Below are 23,837 nucleotides of genomic sequence, written 5' to 3'. Positions count from 1 at the left end.
AAACATGTCCACCACCACACTGGCGCCGACCCTGGTCCGCGTCCCGGCCGTATGGCGTGAGGCTGCTCTTGTGTCCATGGGCGTGCTGTTCGTCGCGCTCTCCGCGCAGGTTGCGATCCCGCTGCCGTTCACCCCTGTCCCGATCACCGGCCAGACCTTCGCCGCGCTGCTGGTCGGCGGAGCGTACGGCGCGGTCCGCTCGGCCGCGACCATCGCGGCATACATCGGCGTGGGCGTCATCGGCGTGCCGGTCTTCGCGGACGGCGCACACGGCCTGTCGACGGTGCTGTCGGCGACCGGTGGCTACCTCGTCGGCATGCTCGTTGCGGCAGCCATCGTCGGCGCCGCTGCCGACCGCGGCTGGGACAAGGCGCTTTTCAGCTCGATCCTGGCCATGTTCGTCGGCAGTGCGGTGATCTACGCGATCGGCGCCGGCTGGCTCGCGATCGACCTGGGAGTCGGTCCCGCGAAGGCCTTCGACCTCGGCGTCCGCCCGTTCGTCGTCGGTGACCTGCTCAAGCTCGCCCTGGCCGGTGCGCTGCTGCCCGCGGCGTGGAAGCTCACCGCACGGGCGAAGTGAGTCAGCCGAGGAAGTCACGCACGAGCCGGGCGTAGAAGTCCACGCCGACTGTCAGCACGTCGTCGTTGAAGTCGAAGTCGTGGCTGTGCAACGGTGTGCCCCCGCGTCCCGGCTCGATGCCACTGCCGAGGAAGGCGAACGCCGCCGGCAGCTGCGAGGCGAAGATGCCGAAATCCTCGCTGGCGGTGATGGGAGCGCAGTCGTCGTCCACCCGGTCGGCGCCGAGTACGGACGCCGCCGCGCTGGCAATGCGCTGCGCCGCACCCGGGTCGTTGACGGTCGGCCCGAACTCGCGCGTGTAGTCCACTTCGCAGGTCGCCCCGTGTGCCCCCGCGATGCCGATCGCAAGTCGGGTGATCCGTCGCTCGAGCAACTGGGAGGTGGCGAGCGCGAAACTGCGGGTGTCGCCGGTGATCTCGACGTTGCTCGGGATGGCGTTGCGTGCCCCGTCGGTCCGTATGTCGGTGCACGACACCACTGCGTGCTCAAGTGGATCGACGCACCGGGAGACCACGGTCTGCAGGGCGGTGATGATCTCAGCAGCCGCGACCAGCGGATCGATGACCAGATGGGGTGCCGACGCATGGCCACCGCGCCCCGTCAGCCGGATCCGGAAGTTGTCCTCACTCGCCATGATCGGACCGCTGCGGACGTGCAGGTGCCCGGCCGGGACACCCGGCAGGTTGTGCAGACCGAACATCGCATCCATCGGAAACCGTTGCAGCAGTCCGTCGTCGAGCATCGCCTGCGCGCCACGGCCCGGCTCCTCCGCGGGCTGGAACACGGCCCGCAGGGTCCCGTCGAAGCCACCATCGCGGGCGAGGACGGCCGCTGCGCCGAGGAGCATGGCCATGTGCCCGTCGTGACCGCACGCATGCATCGCGCCCTGGTGCCGAGAGATGTGCGCATGGTCGCCGATCTCCTGCAACGGCAACGCATCCATGTCGGAGCGCAGGCCGATGGCCCGATGAGAGGTGCCGCGGGTGAGGGACCCGACGACACCTGTCCCACCGACACCGGTGGCGACGTCGAAGCCGAGTTCACGCAGCGCTGAGGTGACGTACTGTCCTGTCGCGTGCTCGGCGAACGCGGTCTCGGGGATCCGGTGCAGATCGTGTCGCCATCGGATCAACTGGTCCTGCAAGCTCACTGAGGTTCCTGGGCGGCCGCGGGCTGGTTTGCCAGCGTCAGGACTGCGTTACCGAGCACTCGCGTGCCGTCGGCACACGCCTGCGGGGTGGAGTATTCGCGTGGCGTGTGGCTGATCCCGCCATACTCACCGCGCACGAAAACCATTGCTGTCGGGCAGATCGCGGCGATCTCCTGGGCGTCGTGACCCGCGCCGCTCATGGCTCGGACGTAGCCCAACCCGAGACGTTCCGCGGTGTCGGCGAGCAGGTCCTGCACGCGGCTGTCGAAAGGGATCACGGCCGTCTTGGCCATCCGTTCCCACTCCGCGCTCACCCCGTGCTGGTGCGCAAGGGTGTCGACGTAGGTCGCGAGGTCCTTCTCGGCCCGGGTCATCAGGTCGTCGACCGGGTTGCGCAGATCGATCGTCAACATCGCGCGGTGCGGTATGACGTTGGTCTGTCCCGCACCGATGTCGAATGTCCCGACGGTTGCACGCAACTGGCCGTAGTCCCCGCTGTCGCACATCCGGCGCAGCTCGACCACGACCGAGGCGGCCACCAGCCCGGCATCGTGACGCGAACCGATCGGCGTGGTTCCCGCGTGCGCGGCCTCACCGTGCAGGGTGAGCCGCTGCCACGAGATCGACTGCACGCCCTCGACGATTCCGACCGGCACGTCGGCGTCCGCGAGGATCGGGCCCTGCTCGATGTGGCACTCGATGTAGGCGTGCGGTGCGGGCCGGCGTTCGGGCGTCGGCCCGTCGAAGCCGATGCGCTCCAGCTCGCTCTTGACCGTCAGACCGTCGATATCCGTGAGTTGCCACGCGTGCTGCAACGGGATGCGACCGGCCGTGACCGCGGACCCGAGCATGTCCGTCCCGAACCGCACGCCCTCCTCCTCGGTGAAGAAACCGACCTCGACGTCCCGGAGGGTTTCGATGCCGGCGTCGTTCAGTGCGCGCATGACTTCGATCCCGCCCAGGACACCGAGGGTCCCGTCGAAGGCTCCGCCGGTGGCGACCGTGTCGATGTGCGATCCCATCAGGACGCACGGGAGCGAACGGTCGGTCCCGGCTCGGGTCGCGGTGACGTTGCCGATGCGGTCGACGCGGAATTCGAGGCCGGCGTCGAGCATCCATTGGACGCACCGGCGGCGCGCCTCGGCGTCGGCATCCGTCAGGGCCAGACGACGCACTCCCTGCAAGCCGGTGCCCTCGTCGTGATAGGCGCCGATCTGCTTCAGCTCCATCAGGGAGTCCCACAGGCGATCGGGGTTGATGGTGAGTTCGGTCATGAGGAAAGCCCTTCGGTGTTGAGCAGGACGACGATCGCGTCCGGAGGGAGTCGGAGGTCGGCGCGGTCGGCCGGGTCGTGCAGGAATTCGCGGACTCCGGCGAGCGTGGCTGCGCCGCAGGGGCCGGACGAGACGCCGAGTGCGCCGAGCTCGACCGACGCGTCGAGTGCCTGCTGGTCGCTGACGGCAACGGCTGCATCGCACCCGTCGCTGAGCACCGGCCACGCAGTGGAGGAGACGGTGCCGCAGTTGAGTCCGGCCATCACCGTGTCCGCGGTGTCCACGGTGACCGGGTGGCTGCGGGTCAGGCTGGTGAGCAGGCACGCCGCGGTGTTTGGCTCGACCGCGAGCACGGCAGGGTGGTCCGCCCCGGGTCGCCGGTAGTGCGCGACGACCGCCTGGGCGAGTGAGCCGACACCGACGGGCACCGCGACGAGATCGGGCACTCGCCCGAGCCTCTCGTCGATCTCCTGCAGGAGGGTCTCGTAACCGTCGACGATCCAGGACGGGACCTCGTCGTACCCCTCCCACGCCGTGTCCTGGACGAGCGCCCGGCTCGGATCTGCTGCGGCATGGTCGGCCGCCACCCGCACGGTCTCGTCGTAGTCACCGTCGACCCGCACGACGTCGGCTCCTTCGCCCGAGATCAACTCGGCCGTCTGCGGCGTCATGACCGAGGGGACGAAAACCGTTGCTGTGGTGCCGAAGTGAGCCGCCATGCGGGCGACCGCGCGGCCGTGGTTGCCGTCGGTTGCCGTGACCAACTGTGCGCCGGGCCGGCGGTCCAGCACCTGCTTGCAGGCCCAGGACGCTCCGAGAACCTTGAAGGCGGGCAGTCCCAGACGGGAAGACTCGTCCTTCACGAGCACCCTGCCCACACCGAGTTCGGCTGCAACGCCTGGCAAGTCGATCAACGGTGTGGGGGCGTAGCCCGGCAGGGACCGGTGGAACGCGCGGGCGGACGCGCGCAGCGGTTCGGAGGTCCAGGCGCGGCCGACCGGCCGACTGTAGGAGTTTCGCACCACTTCACCCTGGAGTGCCGCATCGATCAGGTCCAGCGCATATTCTTGACCAGTAATCGTAAGCACAGCTGATGGGTTGGTGATCGTCGTGCTGGATGTCCGACGGCTGCGGCTGTTGGTCGAGTTGTCGCGGCGCGGCACGATCGCCGCGGTGGCCCACGCACTCGCCTACAGCCCCTCGGCCGTATCGCAGCAGTTGGCCGTGCTGGAGAAGGAGTCGGGCAGCAAACTGCTCGAACCGATCGGCCGGAGAGTGCGGCTCACCCCGGCGGGCGAGCTGCTGGTGGTGCGCGGCGAGCGGATCCTGACCGAGTTGGAGCAGGCCAGCATCGCGCTGGAGGCCGCCACCGGAAGCGTCGGCGGCACCGTGCGGCTGGCGGCGTTCCAGAGCGCCGCCCTGACGGTGCTGCCACTGGCGCTCATCTCCCTGCGGCAACAACACCCGTCGCTGCGCATCGAGGTCACCGAGATGGAGCCCGAGCAGTCGTTACCGGCGTTGACCGCCGGTGACTTCGACCTCGTCCTGGCCGAGGAGTATCCCGGGCGCCCGCGCCCGCACCTCGCGGGTGTGGATCGTCGGGACATCATCGAGGACCGGCTGCAACTGGTCGTGCCCGAAGCCGGAGGTGTTCGGCGCATCGACGACGTCGCGGGGGAGGAGTTCGCCATGGAGCCGGTCGGTACCGCGGCCCGCGAGTGGTCCGAAACTGTATGTCGTGCAGCTGGTTTCGAGCCGATGGTGACCTACACCTCCACCGACCTGCAGATCCAGCTGCGGATGGTCGACCACTCACTGGCGGTCGCGTTGCTGCCCGAGCTGGCCGATGCTGCGCGCTACTCCCGAGTGGTCGCCGGCCCGTTGCCCGGCGATCCGGTGCGGCGGATCTTCGCGGCGACACGGGCCGGCGGATTCGACCGCCCAGCCGTGTCGGCGATCACCGAGACCGTCAGCGCAGTCGGTCAGAGGGCGACGAGGTGATGGACGAGGGCCCCGCCGAAGCCCCTATCTCTTGATCAACGGGCTGCGCACCACATGCGCACCGGAGGCCCGGTCGGCGGCATCGAAGAAGTCCTCCCGCAGGATGTCGCGGGGGAACAACCGAGCCTTCATCAGTGCCTTGAGGGTGTCCTCGACCATTGCGGGGTTGCCGCAGATGTAGGCCGTGTTGCCGCCCGCACGTGGGAAGTCCTCGGTCAGCAGCGCCGGCACTCGGCCCTGCCGCCCGTCGCACTCCTCGCGGGAGACCACCGGACGATAGCTGAACCAGTCGACCTGGTCCTGCACGCCCTCGAACCAGTCCCGGTCGTAGAGGTCGGCCCGGGTCGCGACGCCGTGGTAGAGCACGACGTCGTTCTCCCAGCCGGTGTCCTCCGTCGTCTCCAGCAGGTGGGCCACGATCGATTTCAGCGGCGCCAGGCCGGTGCCGCTGCCCAGCAGCAGCACCGGTTTGTCGCGCAGCGGCCGGAAGCTGAACTTTCCGTAGGGGCCCGAAACCGACACGCTGTCACCGGTTTCGAGCTCACGGAAGATCCAACCCTCGGTTGCGGCACCGCCCTCGGTCCGCTTGATGTGCAACTCCACGTGGGTCGGGTCCGCGGGAGTGCTCGCGATCGAGTACGGCCGCGAGTCACCTGACGGCAGGTTCAGCTGCAGGTACTGACCCGGGTTGAACCGCATCGGTGCATCCAGCGCGATGATCAGCCGGCGCACGTTCGGCGCGATGTCGTCGAGCGCGTCGACCGTGCCGCTGTAGTCCCGGACGGGGTGGATCTCCACGCCGTCCTCCACATCCACCTCACCCTCGATGACCAGGTCGCCCTTGGGTTTTGCGACGCAGATGAGCGCGCAGCCGTCGTCCCGCTCACTGTCGAGCAGGGCGTATGGCGAGGCGTCGCCCAGGTCGATGTCACCGTCCAGGACCTGCGCCTTGCAGGTGCCACAGGTGCCGTGCGTGCATGCGTGAGGCAGCCAGACACCGTCGCGCAGGCACGCGTCGAGGACGGTCTGGTCGTCCCGGCAGGTCACGTCCGCGCCGATCGGCTCGACGCGCACCGTGTAACTGGTCATCCGGGCCTCACTCGGTCCGGAACTTCAGCAGCGCCTTGTGACCGATGCCGAGATCGGTCAGGGACGCGCCGTCGTCGGGTGTGAGCTGCTCGTCGAACAACTGCCAGCCTGCGACCTGGCTCGGATCGAAGTCGGGGTCGGAACCTGCCCAGGGCCAGACTATTTCGGTCAGGAAGGTGCCGAACGGTATGTCTCGTGGCGCCCGGAAGGCGGCTGCGGAGCAGAAGAGCGGGTTGCCGAGCCAGTGCACGTAGACGAGCTGGTCGTCACCGAAGTTCTCGACCCGGTCGGCGGACGGGAAGTCATAGTCGTAGAGGGCCTTGACGGGCATCGTCATACTCCTTGCGAGGTTGCGGAGCCGGAGGAGTGCCACTCCAGCCACTGCTGGTTGTCGGGCGAGCCGCGGTATTCGCCGTTGTCGCCGTCTTGGATGCCGTACCAGGCGAGCACCTCCGGGACGGTCGGTCCGCCGCAGTTGCCCTGGTAGATCTGGTGGACGGGCAGCCATGCCTGCACGTACTTCTCCGGCTCGCGGTCGAAGATCCATTGGCAGCCGTCGCTGCAGGTGTGGAAGGTCTCGCCGCGGAACTGCGAGTGATAGCGTGAGTTGAAGAGTGTCAGTGCGGGCCGCCCAGCAGGGCATATGTGCGTGAGAGCACCCGGGCGACTTGCGGCGAGGGGTCGTCCTTGCGGGTCGCCACGGCGAGCGCGACCTCCTGGGTCTGGCCGGCGAGGGGTCGGAAGACGGCCCCGGTCACGGCCAGGTGCTGGACCGACGCCGGCACCAGGGCGACGCCACGGCCGGACGCGACGAACGAGACCAGGGTCGACGTCTCGGCGACCTCGGTGTGCTGCTCGGGTGTGAAGCCGACGCGTTCGCAGGCCTCGATGACGGCGTCATATACGACCGAGCGATGTTGGGACAGGTAGGTGATGAACGGGTCGTCGCGCAGGTCGGCGAGCCGCACGGCGGACGCTGCCGCCAGGGGGTGCGTGTCGGGCAGGACCGCGATCTGCGGCTCGCGCCGCAGGATCGACACCGTGATCCCGGGGTCCCGCGCGGGTGGCCGGAGGAAGCCGATGTCGAGCGTGCGGTCGAGCAGGCCGGTGACCTGGACGGGCGTGAGCATCTCACCCTTGAGGTCGAGTTCGATGCCGGGCAGGTCGAGCTTGAGCGCCTGTGCAAGTGTCGGCATGACGTCATACGTGGCCGAACCGGTGAAGCCGAGCACGAGACGGCCGGCATGTCCGCTCGCGACCCTGCGCGCGTCCTCAACGGCCGTCTCCGTCGACGCGAGGATCGCCCGTGCGCTGTCCAGGAAGCTGGCGCCTGCCGGCGTCAGCTCGACCTTGCGGGTCGACCGGATCAGCAGTTGGACCCCGAGCTCCTGCTCGAGCTGTTTGATCTGCATCGACAACGGCGGCTGCGCGATGTGCAGCCGCTCCGCCGCGCGGCCGAAATGGAGTTCCTCGGCCACGGCGACGAAGGAACGCAGGTGACGCAGTTCCATCGCGCTGCCGCTCAGCCCGTGCCGGCTGCTCCGGTGACGTCGTCGAGCGCCGTCGTGAGCGCTGACCATGCCGCGGTCGACGGATCACCCCACGAACGGTGATCGGCGCCGTCGACCTTGCTGAACTTCCAGTCGGCAGTGCCGGATTCGCCCAGGTGCTGTGCATACCGCTCCGAGATCTCGACCGGCACGACGTCGTCGTCGGGGCCGTGCAGGATCCGCACCGGGACCGAAGGGGTCAGCAGGCTCGGGTCGGCGAGTGCGTAGTGATCCGGGAGCTCGTCCGGTGCGCCACCCAGGAATCGGGGGACGGCAGCATCGCCCAGGCCGAGCTCGGCGGCCAGGCGCAGGTCCGCGATGGGTGCCAGGGCGACCGCGCCGGTGACCTGGATGTCGGTCGTGAACCATCGGCTGGTCGACGGAAGGCTGGACCTGCTGGCCGCCCACAGGGCGAGCTGACCTCCGGCCGAGTGCCCGACGACGGTGATCGCGCGCGGCACCTCGTTGTGGATCGTCCACTCCCGGCCGCTCAGCTGGATCTGATCGATCGCCTGGACGACGTCATCCAGCGCATTGCGCCAGCCGCCGTTCCCGCGGCGATACTCGACAGCCGCTGTGAGATGGCCGGCCTCGGCCAGCGCATGGCCGGCGGACCAGGCACGCATCCGATCCGGATCGTCCCAGAAGCCGCCGTGCAGCAGCAGGACGAGCGAGTCGGTGGCATCCGGTGGTTCGAAGACATCGGCGACCTGGGTGCTCACCGACCCGTAACGCATTGAGGCGTCTGGATTTTCGACACTGATGTTGATGCTCATGATACGACTCCTTGACGGAAGTGTTTGTCGAGCAGTGCAGCGGTGGCGAGTGGGTCCTCCAACGGCGCGAGGTGGCCCACTCCGTCCAGGACCTCGACCCGTGCGCCAGGGGTGACGTGCGCCAGCTCGCGGTGCTGGGTCGCGGTGGTGACCGCGTCGTCAGCCCCCGCAACCGCAAGCAACGGCACCCGTATGCCGGGCAACCGGTCACGCACGTCGAACGTCCCGAGCGCCTCGCAGGCGAGGCAGTAGCTGGTCGGATCGACGGCCAGGAGCTCTGCGAGAACGGCACGCGACTCGTCCGTGGGGTGTTGCTGCACCCGGTTGCCGAACCACCGGGTCGAGGACGCGGTCCGGACCGGGGCCAGTCCTGCCCGCCGGACGAGGTCGATGCGTTGGCGCCATACCTCCTCGGTGGCGATCCTCGCACCACTGCAGAGGATTGCGGCGGCGGCGAACCGCTCCGGATGGTCGAGGATCAGTTGCAGTCCGACACAGCCGCCGAACGAATCACCCGCGTAGTACAGCGTTTCGGTGCTGCCGACGGTCTCGTCCATTGCGCGGAGGACGGCACCGGCCAACTCCGGCGTGGAGTACGGCTGGTCCGCCGGGGCACTGACGCCGTGCCCCGGCAGATCCCAGCCGATCACCCGGAAGTCCGGGAGCTCGCGCGCGACGGCCGCCCAGAGCCGCTCCACCCGGGTGCCGAGTGACGGACCGACAACCAGGACGGGCTGTCCCGCCGACCCGGCCAGTCGGGTCAGTGCGATCTCGGGGGTGGCCATCGTCGTCCTCCGTCAGATCGCGGACGGGTGCGGCGCCAGCGCCGTCACGTCCACGTCCATGTATGGGAAAAGCGGTAGATTCCAGAGGATCTCGTGCAATCGGTCAGTGCTCTCCACATCGAAGATGCTGATGTTGGAGTACTTGCCCACGATGCGCCAGATGTGCTTCCACTCGCCGCCGCGCTGCAACTCCTGCGAGTAGGCCTTCTCCCGGGCGATCGTGTCCTGCCGGACCTGCGGATCGAGGTCCGCAGGGATCCGCACGTCCATCCGGACCTCGAACAGCATCAGGCCTCCGGGTCCAGCACGAAGCTGTAGTCGATCGCGACACCGTCGCCCTCGGGCTGGGGGTCCAGCAGCAGCTCCGGCTTCACGGCGTCGGCGATGTCGTCGTCGTTGTGCGGGTCACCCGGGAAGTACAGCTGCGCCGTGAGCAACTCGTAGCCCGGCGCGGAGACCTTGACGTGCAGGTGGGCGGGACGCCACGCGTGCCAGCCGGCGGCGGCGATCAGCTTGCCGCAGGAGCCGTCGGTGGGGATCTGGTAGGGCGCCGGCTGGATGGTGTGGATCTCGAAGTTGCCCTGCTCGTCGGCGTGGAACGTGGCGCGCAGGTTCCATTCGGGGATGCCGGGTGCGAACTGGCTGTAGAAGCCGTCGTTGTCGGCGTGCCAGAGCTCGACCTTGCCCTCGGTCAACGGCGTGCCGTCGACTGCCGTGATCGTGCCCTTCCAGACCAGCGGGGTTCCTGCTTCGCCGTCGCGCATCGGGATCGTGTTGTCGACCGCGTCCGGGGCGTCCGGCACGTAGTAGGGACCCTCGATGGTGCCCTTGTTGCCCTTGCGGTGCGCGGTGGCGACGTCCTCGACGACGTGCTCGACCCAGACGTCCAGGAAGAGGGGCCATTCGCCGTCCTGCCCGACCTGGATGAGCCACGCCTTGAGTGCGTTGTACTCGTCGTAGGTGACCTTGTGCTTGCGGATGGTGTCGTGGACCGCGGACAGCACCTCGCGGGCGAGCTCGTCGACCCGCTCCTTCGGCACGTCCTTGACGGCTTCGTAGGGCGACTTGTCGGTGCGGAAGCGGTCGGTGGCGGAAGCACCGGATGCCGCAGCAGTCGCAACTGCCTCGTCGTGGGTGGTGGTCATCTCATTACTCCTATTCTCGCCGACCGTGGTCGGGTCCTTCGATGCCCGAGGTGAGTGCACCGCGGGTGTTGTTGCGTATCAGCGCTGGTCCAGTCGGTAGCGCTGGAGCTGGTTTTCGTCGATCTCTATGCCGAGGCCGGGCTTCGGTGAGGTGACGAGTTGACCGCCGTTGATCTGCAGCGGTTCGGTCAGCAGGTCGTCGCTCATGTCCAGGAAGTTGGACAGCTCGCCGGCCCTCTTGGAGGTGAGCTCGTATGCCGACCCGAACGCCACCGCGCAGGCGGTGCCGACCTGACCGTCGATCTGGTTGCCGATGACGACCTCGAGACCCAGACCCTCGGCAAGGTGGTGGATACGACGGCTGTCGGTGAAGCCGGTGCGAGCGGTCTTGATGGAGATCGCGGTCGCCGAGCCGCCGAGGACCTCCCGGGTGACATCGGCGGCAGTGGGTACGGACTCGTCGGCGATGAACGGCACGTCGACCTTCCCGACGAGCCATCGTCGGCCGAGCACGTCGTCGGCCGGATTGAGTTCCTCGGCGAAGAGCAGGTCGAGGTCGGCCATCGAGCGCATCGCGCGCAACGACTCCGAGGCGGTCCATCCGCGATTGCCGTCGACATACAGCTCAACGCCGTCGCCGAACCGTTCGCGCAGGGCGCGGACCACCGCCGTGTCGAGTTCCACCGGGCGGCGGCCGACCTTCACCTTGAAGGTGCGTATGCCGTAGGTGTCGACCATCTTCTCGGCTTCCGCGACCATCGCGACCGCCTCGTCGAAACCCAGCATGTGGCTGACCCGCATGCGGTCGGTGAACCCGCCGAGCAGCTCGGTCACCGGCAGGCCCAGGGTCTTGCCGAGTGCGTCCCACATCGCCATGTCGATCGCGGCCTTCGCCGTGGGGTTGCCGATGGTGCGCGCGAGCCGGCCGCGTGCCACCTCCCGCTCCAGCAGCGTGAGGCCGATCAGCTGGGGGGCGAAGATCGTCTCGATGATGGTGACGATGCCGGCCTGGGTCTCGCCGTAGGTGAACGGGCGCGGCGGCGCCTCGGCCACACCGACGACGCCGTCGTCGGTGTGCACTCGGACGAGCACGTGCTCGGCTGCGTGCACCTCGCCGCTGGCGAACCGCAGCGCCTTGTTGTAGGGGATCGCGAATGGGATCGCTTCAATAGCAGTGATTTTCACGCCTTCTCCTGAATCGAAGCAGTGGCGGGGACAGCGTAGAAGTCGTGGGAGTCCAGGGTGTCCAGCACGGACGAAACCAGCGGGGACGGCTCGTCGGTGCGCCACGCGAGTGAGAGGTCGATGCCGTCGGCCCCTTGCACGTCACGGAAGACGACCCCCTGCAGCTGCATGCTGCGGACCGACTCAGGCGCCAGGGTGACCCCGAGACCGGCGCCGACCAGGGCGAGTGAGGCGGCGGTGCTGACCGCGCGCTGGGTGATGGTGGGGGTGAACCCGGCACGGCGGCAGCTGGTGACCATCGCCTCGTAGACGACCGACCGGGTGTCGGCATACGCCACGAACTCCTCCGGCGCGAGATCGGCTATCTCCAGCCCGGACTCCTGCGCGAGGCGGTGGTCGGCCGGGAGGGCCAGGATGAGCGGCTCGTCGAGGATGTGCCGGGTCTCGATCCCGTCCTCGAGCACCGGTGACCGGAGCACACCGAGGTCGAGTCGACCGTCCAGCAGGAGCTCCACCTGAGTGGGGGTGAGCAGGTCGGTCTGCACCTCCAGGGCAACCGCAGGATGCACCGCGCGGATCAGCCGGGTCAGTCGTGACATCTGGGTGTACGCGCTCGTGCCGGTGAAGCCCAGCCGGAGCAGGCCGCTGTGCCCGGTGGCGATGTTGCGTGCGCCGGTCACCGATGCGTCGAGGTCACCGAGGATGCGACGGACCTCCTGATGGAAGAAGGCTCCGGCGTCGGTCAGCTCGACGCTGCGTGTGGTCCGGGTGAACAGCTGCACACCCAGGTCGGATTCGAGGCGCCGGATCGCCTGGGACAGGGCCGGCTGGGCGAGGTGCAGACGCTCGGCCGCCTGCCCGAAATGGCACAGGTCGGCGACTGCGTCGAAGTAGCGCAACTGCCGCAGATCCATCGGGTCCGGCCTCCTGTCAGCGTGTGATGCGGGTCATGTTCACCAGCCACGCTAGTCGCGAGATTCAGGCAACACAATGACTAAGTTCTGGGTGATTGATAACGCGTACACATGTAATCCGGTACCGATCCAGCACTAGGTATTTGCCTGGTGTGACGTCCGCCACGGTGTGGTGAAGTGCTGAAACGGCACCGAACTGAGACACCTGGAGGACCGACGTGACCGAGATGCTGGAACGACTGAGCGGCAAGTTGGACAACGCAGTCATCGACGACCCGGACACCGGCACCTTCCGGGCCAACCGCCGGATCTTCACCGATGAGGAGATCTTCGAGCTGGAGATGAAGCACATCTTCGAGGGGAACTGGATCTACCTCGCCCACGAGAGTCAGATCGCCGATCCGGGTGACTACTTCACGACATACATCGGTCGGCAGCCGATCGTGATCACCCGGTCCAAGGACGGCCGGCTGAACTGCCTCATCAACGCGTGTGCGCACCGCGGCGCGATGCTGTGCCGACGCAAGACCGACAACCGGCCCACCCTGACCTGTCCCTTCCACGGCTGGACGTTCCGCAACGACGGCACGCTGCTGAAGGTGAAGGACCCCGATGACGCGGGATACCCGGATTGCTTCAACACCGGGGGTTCCCACGACCTGACGAAGGTCGCGCGGTTCGACTCCTACCGGGGTTTCCTCTTCGGCAGTCTCAACCCGGACGTCAGCAGTCTCGCCGAGCACCTGGGCGACGCGACGAAGGTGATCGACATGCTCGTCGACCAGTCCCCGGACGGGCTCGAGGTGTTGCGCGGCTCCTCGACCTACACCTACGACGGCAACTGGAAGGTGCAGGCCGAGAACGGCGCCGACGGCTATCACGTCACCGCCACGCACTGGAACTACGCGGCCACGACCTCGCGACGCAACACCGGTGAGTCGAAGAACACCACCAAGACCCTGGACGCCGGCCAATGGGGCAAGTCCGGTGGCGGCTACTGGTCCTATCCGAACGGTCACCTGTGCCTGTGGACCTGGGCGGGTAACCCGCAGGACCGGCCGCTGTGGGACAAGATGGACGAACTGAAGGAGAAGTTCGGCGACGCCAAGGGCCAGTTCATGGTCACCGGGTCACGCAACCTGTGCCTCTACCCGAATGTCTACCTGATGGACCAGTTCTCCACGCAGATAAGGTATTTCAGGCCCATCGCGCCGGACAAGACCGAGGTCACGATCTACTGCATCGCGCCGAAGGGGGAGAGCGCCGAGTCACGCGCCTGGCGCATCCGGCAGTACGAGGACTTCTTCAACGCCTCCGGTATGGCGACCCCGGACGACCTGGAGGAGTTCCGCTCCTGCCAGCTCACCTTCCGGGCGACCGCCGCGCCGTGGAACGACATGAGCCGCGGGGCGCAGCACTGGATCACCGGGCCGGACGAGGTCGCCAAGTCGCTCGGCATGGACGGCGTCGTCTCCGCGGGTGCGAAGAACGAGGACGAGGGCCTCTATCCGATCCAGCACGGCTACTGGCTGGAGACGATGCGCGCCGCGGTCGCTGCCGAGGAAGCAGCGACGACATCGCAGACGAAGGAGGCCTGAGCAATGAGCACCGTGGAAACGACTGCGAACGCGACTGGTTCGGCACTGATCACCCAGAACATCATCGAGCAGTTCCTCTACCGCGAGGCGCGCTACCTGGACGACCGACAGTTCGAGAAGTGGCTCGGCTGCTACGCGGACGACGTCGTCTACTGGATGCCCGCATGGGGCGACGACGACCTGTTGACCGAGGACCCGCAGACCGACATCTCGCTGATCTACTACGGCAACAAGGGCGGACTGGAGGACCGGGTCTTCCGGATCCGCACCGAGCGGTCCTCGGCGACCTCGCTGCCCGAACCGCGCACCAGCCACAACATCAGCAACGTCGAGGTGATCGAGCGCCGCGGTGACATCGTCGACGTGCGCTTCAACTGGCACACGATGTACTTCCGCTACAAGACGATCGACCCCTACTACGGGACGTCCTTCTACACGATCGACTTCTCCGCGGAGCAACCGCTGATCCGCCGCAAGACCGTGGTCCTGAAGAACGACTACATCCACCACGTCGTCGACATCTACCACATCTGAGCGAGCTGCCATGTCTGTCACCGACACCACCGCACCGCCGAGCCACCAGGTGGCGCTGTCCTTCGAGGACGGCGTGACCCGCTTCATCACCTGTCGGCCCGACCAGACCGTCGCCGACGCGTCGTACCGGCAGCGGATCAACATCCCACTGGACTGCCGGGACGGTGCGTGCGGCACCTGCAAGGCGTTCTGCGAGTCGGGGGAGTACGACGGCGGCACCTACATCGAGGACGCGCTGTCCGACGACGAGGCCGCACAAGGGTATGCACTGCCGTGCAGCATGCGCCCGCGGTCCGACCTGGTGCTGCAGATCGCGAGCACCTCCGAGGTCGCCAAGACCAAGGCTGCCACCTACACCGGGTCCGTGACCGCGCTCGACCGGCTGTCGCCGACCACCATCGAACTGAAGGTGCAGATCCCGAACCGTGACGAACTCGCCTTCCTCCCAGGGCAGTACGTCAACATCGATGTTCCCGGGGCGGATGCGAAGAGGTCCTACTCGTTCAGCAACGCTCCGGACGCCGAGGAACTCAGCTTCCTGGTGAAGCTGACCCCGGGCGGGGTGATGTCGGACTACCTGACCGAGCGCGCCGCCGTCGGCGACGAACTCAGCTTCACCGGCCCGCACGGGTCCTTCTTCCTGCGCGAGACCGACCGGCCGGTGCTGCTGCTGGCCGGCGGCACCGGCCTCGCGCCGATCCTGTCGATGCTGCGCAAACTGCGCGGCGAAGACAGCGGGCGCCTCGCGCACCTGGTGTACGGCGTCAGCACCGACGACGACCTGGTGTCGCTGGAGGAGCTTGCCGAGTTGGAGCGGGCGCTTCCCGGGTTCACCTGGGACCACTGTGTGTCCGACCGGAACAGCGCCGCGGAACACAAGGGGTACGTCACCGATCTGATCGGTCCGGAACATCTGCACGAGGGCGACGTCGCGCTCTACCTGTGCGGGCCGCCGGCGATGGTCGAATCGGTGCGCAAGGGCGTTGCGGAGGTCGGCGTGGAACCGACCGGCTTCTACTACGAGAAGTTCGCACTCGCTGCGGCGGCCGGGAGCCAGGAGGCCCCGTCCGTCGAGGCGACTGCGACGGTGGCGACGGAGATTCCACTGGAGGAACTCCTTCTCGCCTCGGATGCGAGAGGCATCGTCGGGCGGGAGATCTGGCCGGAGCGGGAGGTGCAGATGCTCACCGGACCGGCGGCACTCGTCGACGACGCGGGCGCCATACGAGGGGTCGGGGGGCAGCAGCTGCACCCGACCGGTGACGCCTCGGCTCCGGCAGTGGAGCTCGACGAATCAGCAGACCTGATCACCGGACTGGCGACCCGAACCATTGGCGGACAGGAGCTCTTCGCGGCAGCGGCCATCGAGGTCGGAGCCCCGGAGACCGAGGCGGCAGAGCCCGTGCCGGCCACCGAACCGGCATCCGAAACCGCCCCGGACGGTTACCAGATCGGTGAGGAGCACCCGGACATCAACTCCTCCGATGCGATCTTCGAGGCCCGCGAGGCCCTCGAGCTCGGCGCGCTGGAGCTGGTGATCGGCCGCCTGTCGTCCGGGCAGCTCACCGGCTACCGATTGCTCGCGGAGTCGACGCTGCCGTACGTCGACGGCGACCGGTTCGTCGACGCGGCGGCATACACCGACACCAACGCCGCCTTCCACGACTACCTGTTCGCGTTGACCGGCAACGAACACCTGCTGCGTGCCTACCAGGCGCTGGGTGTGAAGGGCCGCATGTCGGAAGTCCTGGTCAACGCCACCTGGTGCAATCCGCGGTGCGCGACCGACCACATCGAGATCGTCGACGCCTTCGAGGCCGGCGACCGGACGACCGCCCAACGGCTCATCATCGAGCACGCGAGCCGGTCCAAGGAGACCATGCGACGGGCGATGCGGGATGCAGTGGCTGCCACCAGACCGCGCTACATCACCCCCGGGCGGTTCGCCGACCAGGTCGTCATCGTCACCGGTGCGGCCCAGGGCATCGGCGCCCAGGTGGCACGTCGTGTCAGCGCCGAAGGCGGCAGGGTCGTGGTCGCGGACCGCTCCGAGTTGGTGCACGAGATCGCCACTGAACTGCGCGACGGCGCCGGCTGCCTGCCCGTCCAGTGCGACCTGGAGAGTTACAGCGGCGCCACGGAGCTGGTGCAGCAGAGCATCGCCGAGTTCGGCCGGGTGGACGTGCTGATCAACAACGTCGGCGGCGCGATCAACTTCAAGCCGTTCACCGAGTTCTCCGACACGGAGATCGAGGCGGAGATCCAACGGTCGCTGATGACAACGCTGTTCGCGTGTCGCGCGGCGCTGCCGGGCATGGTCCAGCAGGGTGCGGGCGTCATCGTCAACGTGTCGTCCGCCGCGACCCGCGGCATCCATCGCATCCCCTACTCGGCGGCGAAGGGCGGGATCAACGCCATCACCCAATCGCTCGCGATGGAGTATGCCGGGCACGGCATCCGGGTCGTGGCCACGGCGCCCGGCGGCACCGATGCGCCACCACGGCGGATCTCCCGCGGCACACCGGAAGCACGCACCGAGCAGGAGAAGGAGTGGTTCCAGGCACACATCGACCAGACGTTGGCGTCGGCGCCGATGCACCGCTACGGGACGTTGGACGAGCAGGCCGCCGCGATCACGTTCCTCGCGTCCGGTGAGGCGTCATACATCACCGGTGCGGTGCTGCCGGTCGCCGGCGGGGATCTCGGCTGACGCGTGCCCGGGCGGGACAGGCCGCTGTCGTCGTACGGTGACACGGTGGACAACTCGCCGACGACCGTGCCGGGCAGACAGCTGACCCTCGACAGGCTGGTCGGTGCGGTCAACTCCGACCTTCCGCGGTCGGCCGTCGTCTTGATCACCGGCGCTTCGGGGAGCGGATCAACCACATTCGCAAGGCAGTTCGTTGCACTCTGTGCCCCCGGTGGTGCCGTTGACGTGGCGACTGTGCGTCAGGTGACCGGTCTTCCGTGGGCCCGGCATCGTGCCGGTGACGGCATTTCGGCGCTGGCGGAGGAGCAAGTCCCCGATGACCCGGGCGATGCCGCGCGGCTCCTGGTCGGCTCGGTGGAGCCGAGCGGGCGCCGGTGGGACTGCGCCGTGGTCGTGTCCAATGCGCACCTGGCCGATCGACTGACGATCGAATCGCTGTTGAGCAGCGCGCGATTGGGCGCCGTCCGGTCGCTGTTGATCGTGCTCGACTGGACCGAGCCGTTGCACCCCGGATCGCCCCTGTCGTCGCACCGTCACGAGGACGCCGCTCAGGACAACCTGTACGACGACGTGCGGGCTGCCGCCGATCACGTTGTCGATCTACGCCCCCTCACCCCGGACGATGTCACGGTGCTCGCCGAACAGTTCGGTGTGCTCGTGCCGACGGCCGAAATAGCCCACTTGGTGCGGCATACCGACGGGAACACCAGGTCGATCGCCGAACTGCTGCGCGAGGTTTCGCCGGGCGACTGGGCAGCCACCAGCCTCGCACTGCCGGCTCCGTCGAGCGTGCGTCGGGCGGTGCGCGCGCGCCTGGCCGCCCTGCCGGAGGAGGGTCGCCGGTTGGTGAACGTGATCGCCGTGCTGGAGGAGGCGGACCGGCTCAACGGACGGGTGCAGCTGCGTGCCGCTGCGGAGGTCGCCGGCGGCGGGGTCACCGCGCAGACCGTTGCGCAGGTGCTGCACAGCGAGCTGGTGGTGCCGCTCGATGCAGAGGCCACGATGCTGCGCATACGCGACACCGTCACCGGTCGGGCCGTCGTGGACGAGGTGGGCCCGGCGATCCGTGCCGCCATACACTCGCGCGCTGCCGAGGTGGTGGACGATCCCGCAGCAGCACTTCGCCACCGCTGGTACTGCCAGGACCTGCCGGACGACGATCTCGCGGACCTGCTTGCGGAGCAGGCCGCGCGCGAGGCGGTGAAGGGCGCGTGGGCGAGCACCGGCGAACTGTTGTATCTCGCGGCCAGGGCGACGAGCGACCCCGACCTGGCAGGGTCACGCCTGGTCGGAGCAACGGACGCCCTGGTCGGCGCGGGAGACGTACCCGGCGCGTCACGACACCTCGCCGAGCTGGAATCGCTGAGGGAGACACCACAGCGCAACGCCGTCCTGGGCTACCTGGCAGTCGTCCGGGGCCGATCGGGGGAGGCCGATGGCAGGCTGCGCCGGGCGTGGGAACTGGTCAACCCTCGTCGGGACCCGGCGTCCGCTTCGGTTGTCGCACAGCGTCACGTGCTGCACAGCCTTGCCAATTGCCAAGCAGAGCAGCTGGTTTCGTGGGCCGACAAGGCAACAGAGTTGGCAGCAGCCGGCACCCCTGCCGCGATTGAGGCGACGGCGATCCGGGGACTCGGGAGTGCCGTCATCGACTCTCCGGCAGGCGCTCTGGACGGATACGCGGCGCTGATCGCAGAACTGCCCGAGGATGCTGTCGCAGCCCGGGTCCGGATGGCCGCGGGCTGGCTGCACCTCGCTGCCGACGATCCACAGCGGGCGCGTGACGAGTTGGAGCGTGCGGTGCCCACCGACCATCTGGGCGGTTCACTGCGGATCTCGTTGTGGGCGCGAGCATGGCTCGCTCGGGTGCAGTTCCTGACCGGCGACTGGGCCGCCGCACTGCACACCGCGACGACGGGGGCGGCCCTGGCGGAGAGCTCCGGTATGTCGCTGCTCGTGCCGTTGCTGCAGTGGACGCGCGCGCAGGTCCACACGCTGCGCGGGGAGTGGGCGATGGCCGATCGCTGCCTGCGGCTCGGGTCGGTGAGCCAGCACGACTACCCGATCATGCGGGTCCCGGCCGCTCTCGGCCAGGCGGCACTGCATGAGGCACGTGCCGACTACCCAGCCGTCGTCCGCGCGCTGGCCTTCCTCACCGAGCCATGGGCCGCGGAATGGATCGGTTGTCCCGGGTTCTGGCCGTGGGCCGACGTCTACGCGAACGCGCTCGTCGTGTCGGGCCGGCTCGACGAGGCCGATCGCTTTCTGCGGCCACACGAAAAGCGCGCAGCGAGTGCGGGTCACGTGTCCACACTTGCTCGGCTCGGCTATGCGCGCGGTCGGTGGCACGGACAGACCGGCGACCTGGAATCGGCACGCGCGAGCTTCACCGATGCGATCGACCTGATCTCCCGGTTGCCGTTTCCGTACGACCAGGCCCGGGCGCACTTCGCGTTCGGGCAAACGTTGCGCCGGGCCGGACGTCGTGCGGAGGCCGATGCGGTGTTGACCTCGGCCCGCGACCAGTTCGCCCGGCTGGGCGCAACCACGTACGTCCGCAGGTGTGACCGGGAGCTGGCTGCTGGCGGTGTCAATGCGCCGCGGAGCACCGATGCGCATTCGGACGTCCTCACTCCGCAGGAGTCTGCCGTCGCCGCGCTCGTGGCACAGGGACGCACGAACAAGGAGGTTGCCGCTGAGCTCTTCCTGTCGGTGAAAACCGTGCAGTACCACCTGACTCGCACCTACGCGAAGCTCGGCGTGCGGTCTCGGTCCCAGCTCGCGTCACAGTGGCCGACCGACGACACGCCCTCCCCTTCACCGAGAGGCTCACAAACCCACCGACAGGCCCAGTAATCCCGGTCGGAACGGGCCGAAAGTTCCGGTATTGCTGAGCCTTTCGGGAATTGCTGAGCCTCTCGGCGGAGGGCTTGCCCAGGGTCGGAGATGCTGACTACGTCAGCTCGTGTATGACGCCGACGGCGCGTGCCAGATGCGGCTCGTCCCGGTCGGCGCGGTGGGCCACCGCCAGGGGGACCGTCTCGGTCGGGTTCACCAGCGGCCGGTAGACGACACCTTCCAGGCGCAGCGCGCTGACCGGCTCGGGGACGATCGCGACACCCAGGCCACCCGCGACAAGTGTTACCAGTGTTGAGGTTTCGCCCACCTCGTGCCGGATGTGCGGTTCGATGCCGGCTCCCCGCAGGAGTCGTAGCGCGACGTCATACATCATCGATCGGCGGTCGGCGGAGTGGATGATCATGTCGCAATCCACCAACTGCTTGACCCGCACCCGTGCGGCCGAGGCGAGTGCATGACTCTCCGGCAGCGCCACGACCAAGCGGTCCTGACGGATCGGCTCCACCACGAGCCCGAGGTCGGCGACCGGGGGCCGCAGCAGCGCGATATCGATGTCGCCCCCACGGAGTGCTGCGATCTGATCAGGGACGAGCATCTCGCCCCGGAAGGCGAAGTCGACGCCGGGCAGCTCGCGGGCCAGGCCATGGGACAGCTGGGGGAGCAGGGAATACGTTGCGGAGCCGACACACCCGATGACGAGGTGCCCGACGGTGCCCGCCGCAACCCGACGTGCGTGCTCGGCGGCGTCACCCAGTTCGTGGAGGACATCGCGCGCCCGGTCGAGGTACGCCTCTCCCGCCGCGGTCAGCCGGACGCTGCGGGTACTGCGGTGCAGCAGTTCGACACCCAGCTCGGACTCCAGCTGCCGGATCGCCTGGGAGAGGGGCGGCTGCGCCATGTGCAGCCGCTCCGCCGCGCGGGTGAAGTGCTGCTCCTCGGCGACGGCGATGAAGTAGCGCAGGTGTCGTAATTCCATATGTTCAGGCTCTTAATCGCGAAGGATATTGATACTTCAGAATATGCACCTTCGGCGCTACCGTCGAGGTATGACTTCCTTCATCTATGCAGCGCGCCGGACGCCTTTCGGCAAGTTCAACGGTGGGTTGGCCGACGTCCGCCCTGACGACCTGGCAGCCCACGCGATCCGTGCGGTGCTCGCCGACGTCCCGAACCTGGACCCGGCGGCGATCGACGATGTCGTGTGGGGCAACGCGAACGGCGCGGGTGAGGCGAACCGCAACGTGGGCCGGATGGCCGCCCTGCTCGCCGGACTGCCGACCTCCGTGCCCGGAACGACGATCAACCGGCTGTGTGGATCCAGCCTGGACGCGGCGATGATGGCCAGCCGACAGATCGAGACCGGTGACGCCGACATCGTGCTGACCGGTGGTGTCGAGTCGATGACGCGGGCCCCCTGGGTGCTGCCGAAGCCCAGCCGCGCCTACCCGGCTCGCGACGTCACGGCCGTCTCGACGACGCTCGGCTGGCGGCTGGTCAACCCGGCGATGCCGAAGGAGTGGACGGTCAGCCTGGGCGAGGGCAACGAGCAGCTGCAGGAACGTTTCGGCATCAGCCGCGAGCGGCAGGACGAATTCGCCGCCCGCTCACACGATCTCGCCAACAAGGCCTGGGAGGACGGCTTCTACGACAGCCTCGTCACCCCGGTCGAGCGGCCGAAGGGCGACCCGGTCGTGCGCGACGAATCGATCCGCGCCACGACGACCGTCGACGTGCTCGCCGGGCTGAAGCCGGCGTTCCGCCCCGACGGCACGATCACTGCCGGTAACGCCTCCCCGCTGAACGACGGTGCCTCGGCGGTGCTGCTCGGTTCGGAGGCCGCCGCCGAACAGCTCGGCGTCGAGCCGATCGCCCGCATCGCCGGGCGCGGCGTGATGGCGCTGGAACCGCAGGCCTTCGGTTACGCACCGGTCGAGGCAGCCAACCGCGCACTCAAACGTGCCGGCATCGACTGGGACCAGGTCGGCCGGGTCGAGCTCAACGAGGCGTTCGCCGTGCAGTCGCTGGCGTGCGTCGACGCCTGGCCGATCGACCCCGAGATCGTCAACACCCGCGGCGGCGCCATCTCCATAGGCCACCCACTGGGTGCCTCCGGCGGCCGCATCCTCGCGACGTTGGCCAAGGTGCTGCGTGAGGACAATCTGCGGTATGGCGTCGCCGGCATCTGCATCGGCGTCGGGCAGGGTCTGGCCGTCGTACTCGAGAACCCGGCTGCTTCGCAATGAGCGCCGCGGTCGTCCACGAAACAGTCGACGAGGCAGTCGCCGGGATCGAGGACGGATCCACCGTCCTGGTCGGTGGCTTCGGGCTCGCAGGGATGCCGTTCGATCTCATCGACGGACTCATCCGGCAGGGTGCCAAAGAGCTGACGATCGTCTCCAACAACGCGGGCAACGGCGAGGTCGGACTCGCAGCCCTGCTCAAGGCGGGCCAGGTCCGCAAGGTCGTGTGTTCCTTTCCCCGACAGGTGGATTCGTACATCTTCGACGAGCTCTACCTCGGAGGGAAGGTCGAGCTGGAAGTCGTGCCGCAGGGCAACCTGGCGGAGCGCATGCGCGCGGCCGGCGCAGGGGTAGGACCGTTCTACTGCCCGACGGCAGTCGGAACTCCCTTGGCCGAAGGCAAGGAGAGCCGGGTCTTCGACGGGCGGGAGTACCTCCTCGAACACCCGATCCGGGCCGACTACGCGCTGATTTCGGCATACCAAGCGGACACCGTCGGCAACCTTGTCTATCGCAAGACGGCCCGGAACTTCGGTCCGGTCATGGCGACCGCCGCCACGACGACGATCGCGCAGGTGAACGAGGTCGTTCCGGTGGGCACGCTTGACCCGGAAGCCGTTGTCACACCGTCGATCTACGTCGACCGGATCGTCCGGGTCGAGGCCCGTCACTACACCGTCCAGGGGGCGCGATGACCACGCAGACCGATCAGCTCGTCGAGCACCTCGACCGTGGCGCTCTCGAGATGGGCGAAGTCGCGGCGATCGTCGCGGGCGACATACCCTCCGGCGCCTTCGTCAATCTCGGCATCGGGCAACCCACCAAGGTCGCCGACCACCTACGCGCCGAGCAGGGCGTCACCCTGCACACCGAGAACGGCATGCTCGGCATGGGCCCGAAGGCGGCGGACGACGAGATCGACCCCGACCTGACGAACGCGGGCAAGGTGCCCGTCACCGAACTGCCGGGCGCGTCCTACTTCCACCACGCCGACTCGTTCGCGATGATGCGCGGCGGGCACCTCGACGTGTGCGTGCTCGGGGCCTACCAGGTGTCGACGCACGGTGACCTCGCCAACTGGCACACCGGCGCGCCTGGAGCGATCCCGGCGGTCGGCGGCGCGATGGATCTCGCCATCGGTGCTCGACAGGTCTTCGTGATGATGTCGCTGTTCACCAAGAAGGGTGAGCCGAAAGTCGTTGCGGAATGTAGTTACCCGCTGACCGGTGTGCGTTGTGTCAGCCGGATCTACAGCCCGGATGCGGTGATCGACGTCGGTCCGGACGGCGCGCAGATCCGGCAGACCTGGGGCATCAGCGCGGCCGACCTGTCGGAGCGCCTGGGGTTGTGACCTGCTGACGGCCGGGTCCGGCCCGGCCGTGCGTAGGTCCCCCCAGGGGAGGGTGCGGTACGGAAATCCCGCGAAAACCGTACCGGAGTCCCCACT

General features: G+C 68.1%; 23 protein-coding genes and 1 pseudogene. 9 read left to right on the top strand and 15 right to left on the bottom strand.

Going from position 1 to position 23,837, the window contains the following annotated elements:
• The first annotated feature begins 4 nt into the window (after positions 1-4).
• Positions 5-580: a biotin transporter BioY gene (locus FHU39_RS09865; protein ID WP_183320181.1), complete on the top strand. Its 576-nt coding sequence runs from the start codon at positions 5-7 to the stop codon at positions 578-580.
• A 1-nt stretch (position 581) separates the two neighbouring features.
• Here FHU39_RS09865 and FHU39_RS09860 read toward each other — a convergent pair whose 3' ends face one another.
• From FHU39_RS09860 to FHU39_RS09850, 3 genes are read right to left on the bottom strand one after another with little or no spacing between them, the layout of a single operon-like run.
• A complete protein-coding gene (locus FHU39_RS09860) occupies positions 582-1,730 on the bottom strand; it encodes an amidohydrolase (protein WP_221185210.1) in 1,149 nt (382 codons plus the stop codon).
• Positions 1,727-3,004 carry a M20 family metallo-hydrolase gene (locus FHU39_RS09855; protein ID WP_183320180.1) on the bottom strand — a complete coding sequence of 426 codons (1,278 nt, stop codon included), beginning with the start codon at positions 3,002-3,004 and terminating at the stop codon, positions 1,727-1,729. The genes FHU39_RS09860 and FHU39_RS09855 overlap by 4 nt, the downstream gene beginning before the upstream one ends.
• Positions 3,001-4,026 (bottom strand): pyridoxal-phosphate dependent enzyme, encoded by a 1,026-nt coding sequence (locus FHU39_RS09850; RefSeq protein ID WP_343065802.1) that lies wholly within the window; start codon positions 4,024-4,026, stop codon positions 3,001-3,003. Before FHU39_RS09850 ends, FHU39_RS09855 begins: the two co-directional genes overlap by 4 nt.
• A gap of 88 nt (positions 4,027-4,114) precedes the next feature.
• Between FHU39_RS09850 and FHU39_RS09845 the strand changes: the two genes are divergently transcribed.
• Entirely contained in the window at positions 4,115-5,005 is an 891-nt protein-coding gene (locus tag FHU39_RS09845) for a LysR substrate-binding domain-containing protein (RefSeq protein WP_183320179.1), read from the top strand.
• 24 nt (positions 5,006-5,029) lie between these two features.
• Here the strand turns inward: FHU39_RS09845 and FHU39_RS09840 are convergent, their stop codons facing one another.
• From FHU39_RS09840 to FHU39_RS09795, 11 genes and pseudogenes are all read right to left on the bottom strand, one after another.
• Positions 5,030-6,094 (bottom strand): 2Fe-2S iron-sulfur cluster-binding protein, encoded by a 1,065-nt coding sequence (locus tag FHU39_RS09840; RefSeq protein WP_183320178.1) that lies wholly within the window; start codon positions 6,092-6,094, stop codon positions 5,030-5,032.
• A 7-nt stretch (positions 6,095-6,101) separates the two neighbouring features.
• Positions 6,102-6,425: a phenol hydroxylase subunit P4 gene (locus FHU39_RS09835; RefSeq protein ID WP_183320177.1), complete on the bottom strand. Its 324-nt coding sequence runs from the start codon at positions 6,423-6,425 to the stop codon at positions 6,102-6,104.
• A gap of 2 nt (positions 6,426-6,427) precedes the next feature.
• Entirely contained in the window at positions 6,428-6,610 is a 183-nt protein-coding gene (locus tag FHU39_RS24175; RefSeq protein WP_246336200.1) for a hypothetical protein, read from the bottom strand.
• Positions 6,611-6,715: pseudogene (locus tag FHU39_RS25230) on the bottom strand (YHS domain-containing protein); the annotation flags it as partial. It lies immediately after the preceding gene.
• Entirely contained in the window at positions 6,712-7,605 is an 894-nt protein-coding gene (locus FHU39_RS09825; RefSeq protein ID WP_183320176.1) for a LysR substrate-binding domain-containing protein, read from the bottom strand. The pseudogene FHU39_RS25230 and the gene FHU39_RS09825, both read right to left, overlap by 4 nt.
• A gap of 11 nt (positions 7,606-7,616) precedes the next feature.
• Positions 7,617-8,420, bottom strand: a complete 804-nt coding sequence (locus FHU39_RS09820) for an alpha/beta hydrolase family protein (RefSeq protein ID WP_183320175.1) — start codon at positions 8,418-8,420, stop codon at positions 7,617-7,619.
• Positions 8,417-9,205, bottom strand: a complete 789-nt coding sequence (locus FHU39_RS09815) for an alpha/beta fold hydrolase (RefSeq protein WP_183320174.1) — start codon at positions 9,203-9,205, stop codon at positions 8,417-8,419. The genes FHU39_RS09820 and FHU39_RS09815 overlap by 4 nt, the downstream gene beginning before the upstream one ends.
• Positions 9,206-9,217: 12 nt before the next feature.
• The gene (catC, locus tag FHU39_RS09810) at positions 9,218-9,493 is read right to left on the bottom strand and encodes a muconolactone Delta-isomerase (protein ID WP_221185209.1); all 276 of its coding nucleotides are present in this window, start codon (positions 9,491-9,493) and stop codon (positions 9,218-9,220) included.
• Positions 9,493-10,350, bottom strand: a complete 858-nt coding sequence (gene catA, locus FHU39_RS09805) for a catechol 1,2-dioxygenase (protein WP_183320173.1) — start codon at positions 10,348-10,350, stop codon at positions 9,493-9,495. The genes catC and catA overlap by 1 nt, the downstream gene beginning before the upstream one ends.
• Before the next feature lie 78 nt (positions 10,351-10,428).
• Positions 10,429-11,535, bottom strand: coding sequence for an enolase C-terminal domain-like protein (locus FHU39_RS09800; RefSeq protein ID WP_183320172.1), 1,107 nt, complete (start codon positions 11,533-11,535; stop codon positions 10,429-10,431).
• Positions 11,532-12,449: a LysR substrate-binding domain-containing protein gene (locus FHU39_RS09795; RefSeq protein WP_183320171.1), complete on the bottom strand. Its 918-nt coding sequence runs from the start codon at positions 12,447-12,449 to the stop codon at positions 11,532-11,534. Before FHU39_RS09795 ends, FHU39_RS09800 begins: the two co-directional genes overlap by 4 nt.
• A gap of 227 nt (positions 12,450-12,676) precedes the next feature.
• On the opposite strand from FHU39_RS09795, the gene benA reads away from it, so the two are divergent.
• The 4 genes from benA (at position 12,677) to FHU39_RS24975 (ending at position 20,147) form a co-directional block, all read left to right on the top strand.
• Positions 12,677-14,047: a benzoate 1,2-dioxygenase large subunit gene (benA, locus tag FHU39_RS09790; protein WP_183320985.1), complete on the top strand. Its 1,371-nt coding sequence runs from the start codon at positions 12,677-12,679 to the stop codon at positions 14,045-14,047.
• Positions 14,048-14,050: 3 nt separating this feature from the next.
• Positions 14,051-14,581, top strand: coding sequence for a benzoate 1,2-dioxygenase small subunit (gene benB, locus FHU39_RS09785; RefSeq protein ID WP_183320170.1), 531 nt, complete (start codon positions 14,051-14,053; stop codon positions 14,579-14,581).
• 10 nt (positions 14,582-14,591) lie between these two features.
• A complete protein-coding gene (benC, locus tag FHU39_RS09780; protein ID WP_183320169.1) occupies positions 14,592-17,291 on the top strand; it encodes a benzoate 1,2-dioxygenase electron transfer component BenC in 2,700 nt (899 codons plus the stop codon).
• A gap of 225 nt (positions 17,292-17,516) precedes the next feature.
• Positions 17,517-20,147, top strand: coding sequence for a LuxR C-terminal-related transcriptional regulator (locus tag FHU39_RS24975; protein ID WP_183320168.1), 2,631 nt, complete (start codon positions 17,517-17,519; stop codon positions 20,145-20,147).
• 97 nt (positions 20,148-20,244) lie between these two features.
• Here the strand turns inward: FHU39_RS24975 and FHU39_RS09770 are convergent, their stop codons facing one another.
• Positions 20,245-21,126: a LysR family transcriptional regulator gene (locus FHU39_RS09770; RefSeq protein ID WP_183320167.1), complete on the bottom strand. Its 882-nt coding sequence runs from the start codon at positions 21,124-21,126 to the stop codon at positions 20,245-20,247.
• 70 nt (positions 21,127-21,196) lie between these two features.
• Here FHU39_RS09770 and FHU39_RS09765 point away from each other — a divergent pair, with 70 nt between their 5' ends.
• From FHU39_RS09765 to FHU39_RS09755, 3 genes are read left to right on the top strand one after another with little or no spacing between them, the layout of a single operon-like run.
• Positions 21,197-22,393, top strand: a complete 1,197-nt coding sequence (locus tag FHU39_RS09765; protein WP_183320166.1) for a thiolase family protein — start codon at positions 21,197-21,199, stop codon at positions 22,391-22,393.
• Positions 22,390-23,085 carry a 3-oxoacid CoA-transferase subunit A gene (locus tag FHU39_RS09760; RefSeq protein ID WP_183320165.1) on the top strand — a complete coding sequence of 232 codons (696 nt, stop codon included), beginning with the start codon at positions 22,390-22,392 and terminating at the stop codon, positions 23,083-23,085. Before FHU39_RS09765 ends, FHU39_RS09760 begins: the two co-directional genes overlap by 4 nt.
• Entirely contained in the window at positions 23,082-23,741 is a 660-nt protein-coding gene (locus FHU39_RS09755; protein WP_183320164.1) for a 3-oxoacid CoA-transferase subunit B, read from the top strand. The genes FHU39_RS09760 and FHU39_RS09755 overlap by 4 nt, the downstream gene beginning before the upstream one ends.
• The last annotated feature ends 96 nt before the right edge of the window (positions 23,742-23,837 follow it).

Source organism: Flexivirga oryzae (assembly GCF_014190805.1).
In the GTDB taxonomy this organism is placed as follows: Bacteria; Actinomycetota; Actinomycetes; order Actinomycetales; family Dermatophilaceae; genus Flexivirga; species Flexivirga oryzae.
Note: the sequence above shows the minus strand (reverse complement) of the source record. Positions and strands in the feature narration are given on the sequence as shown.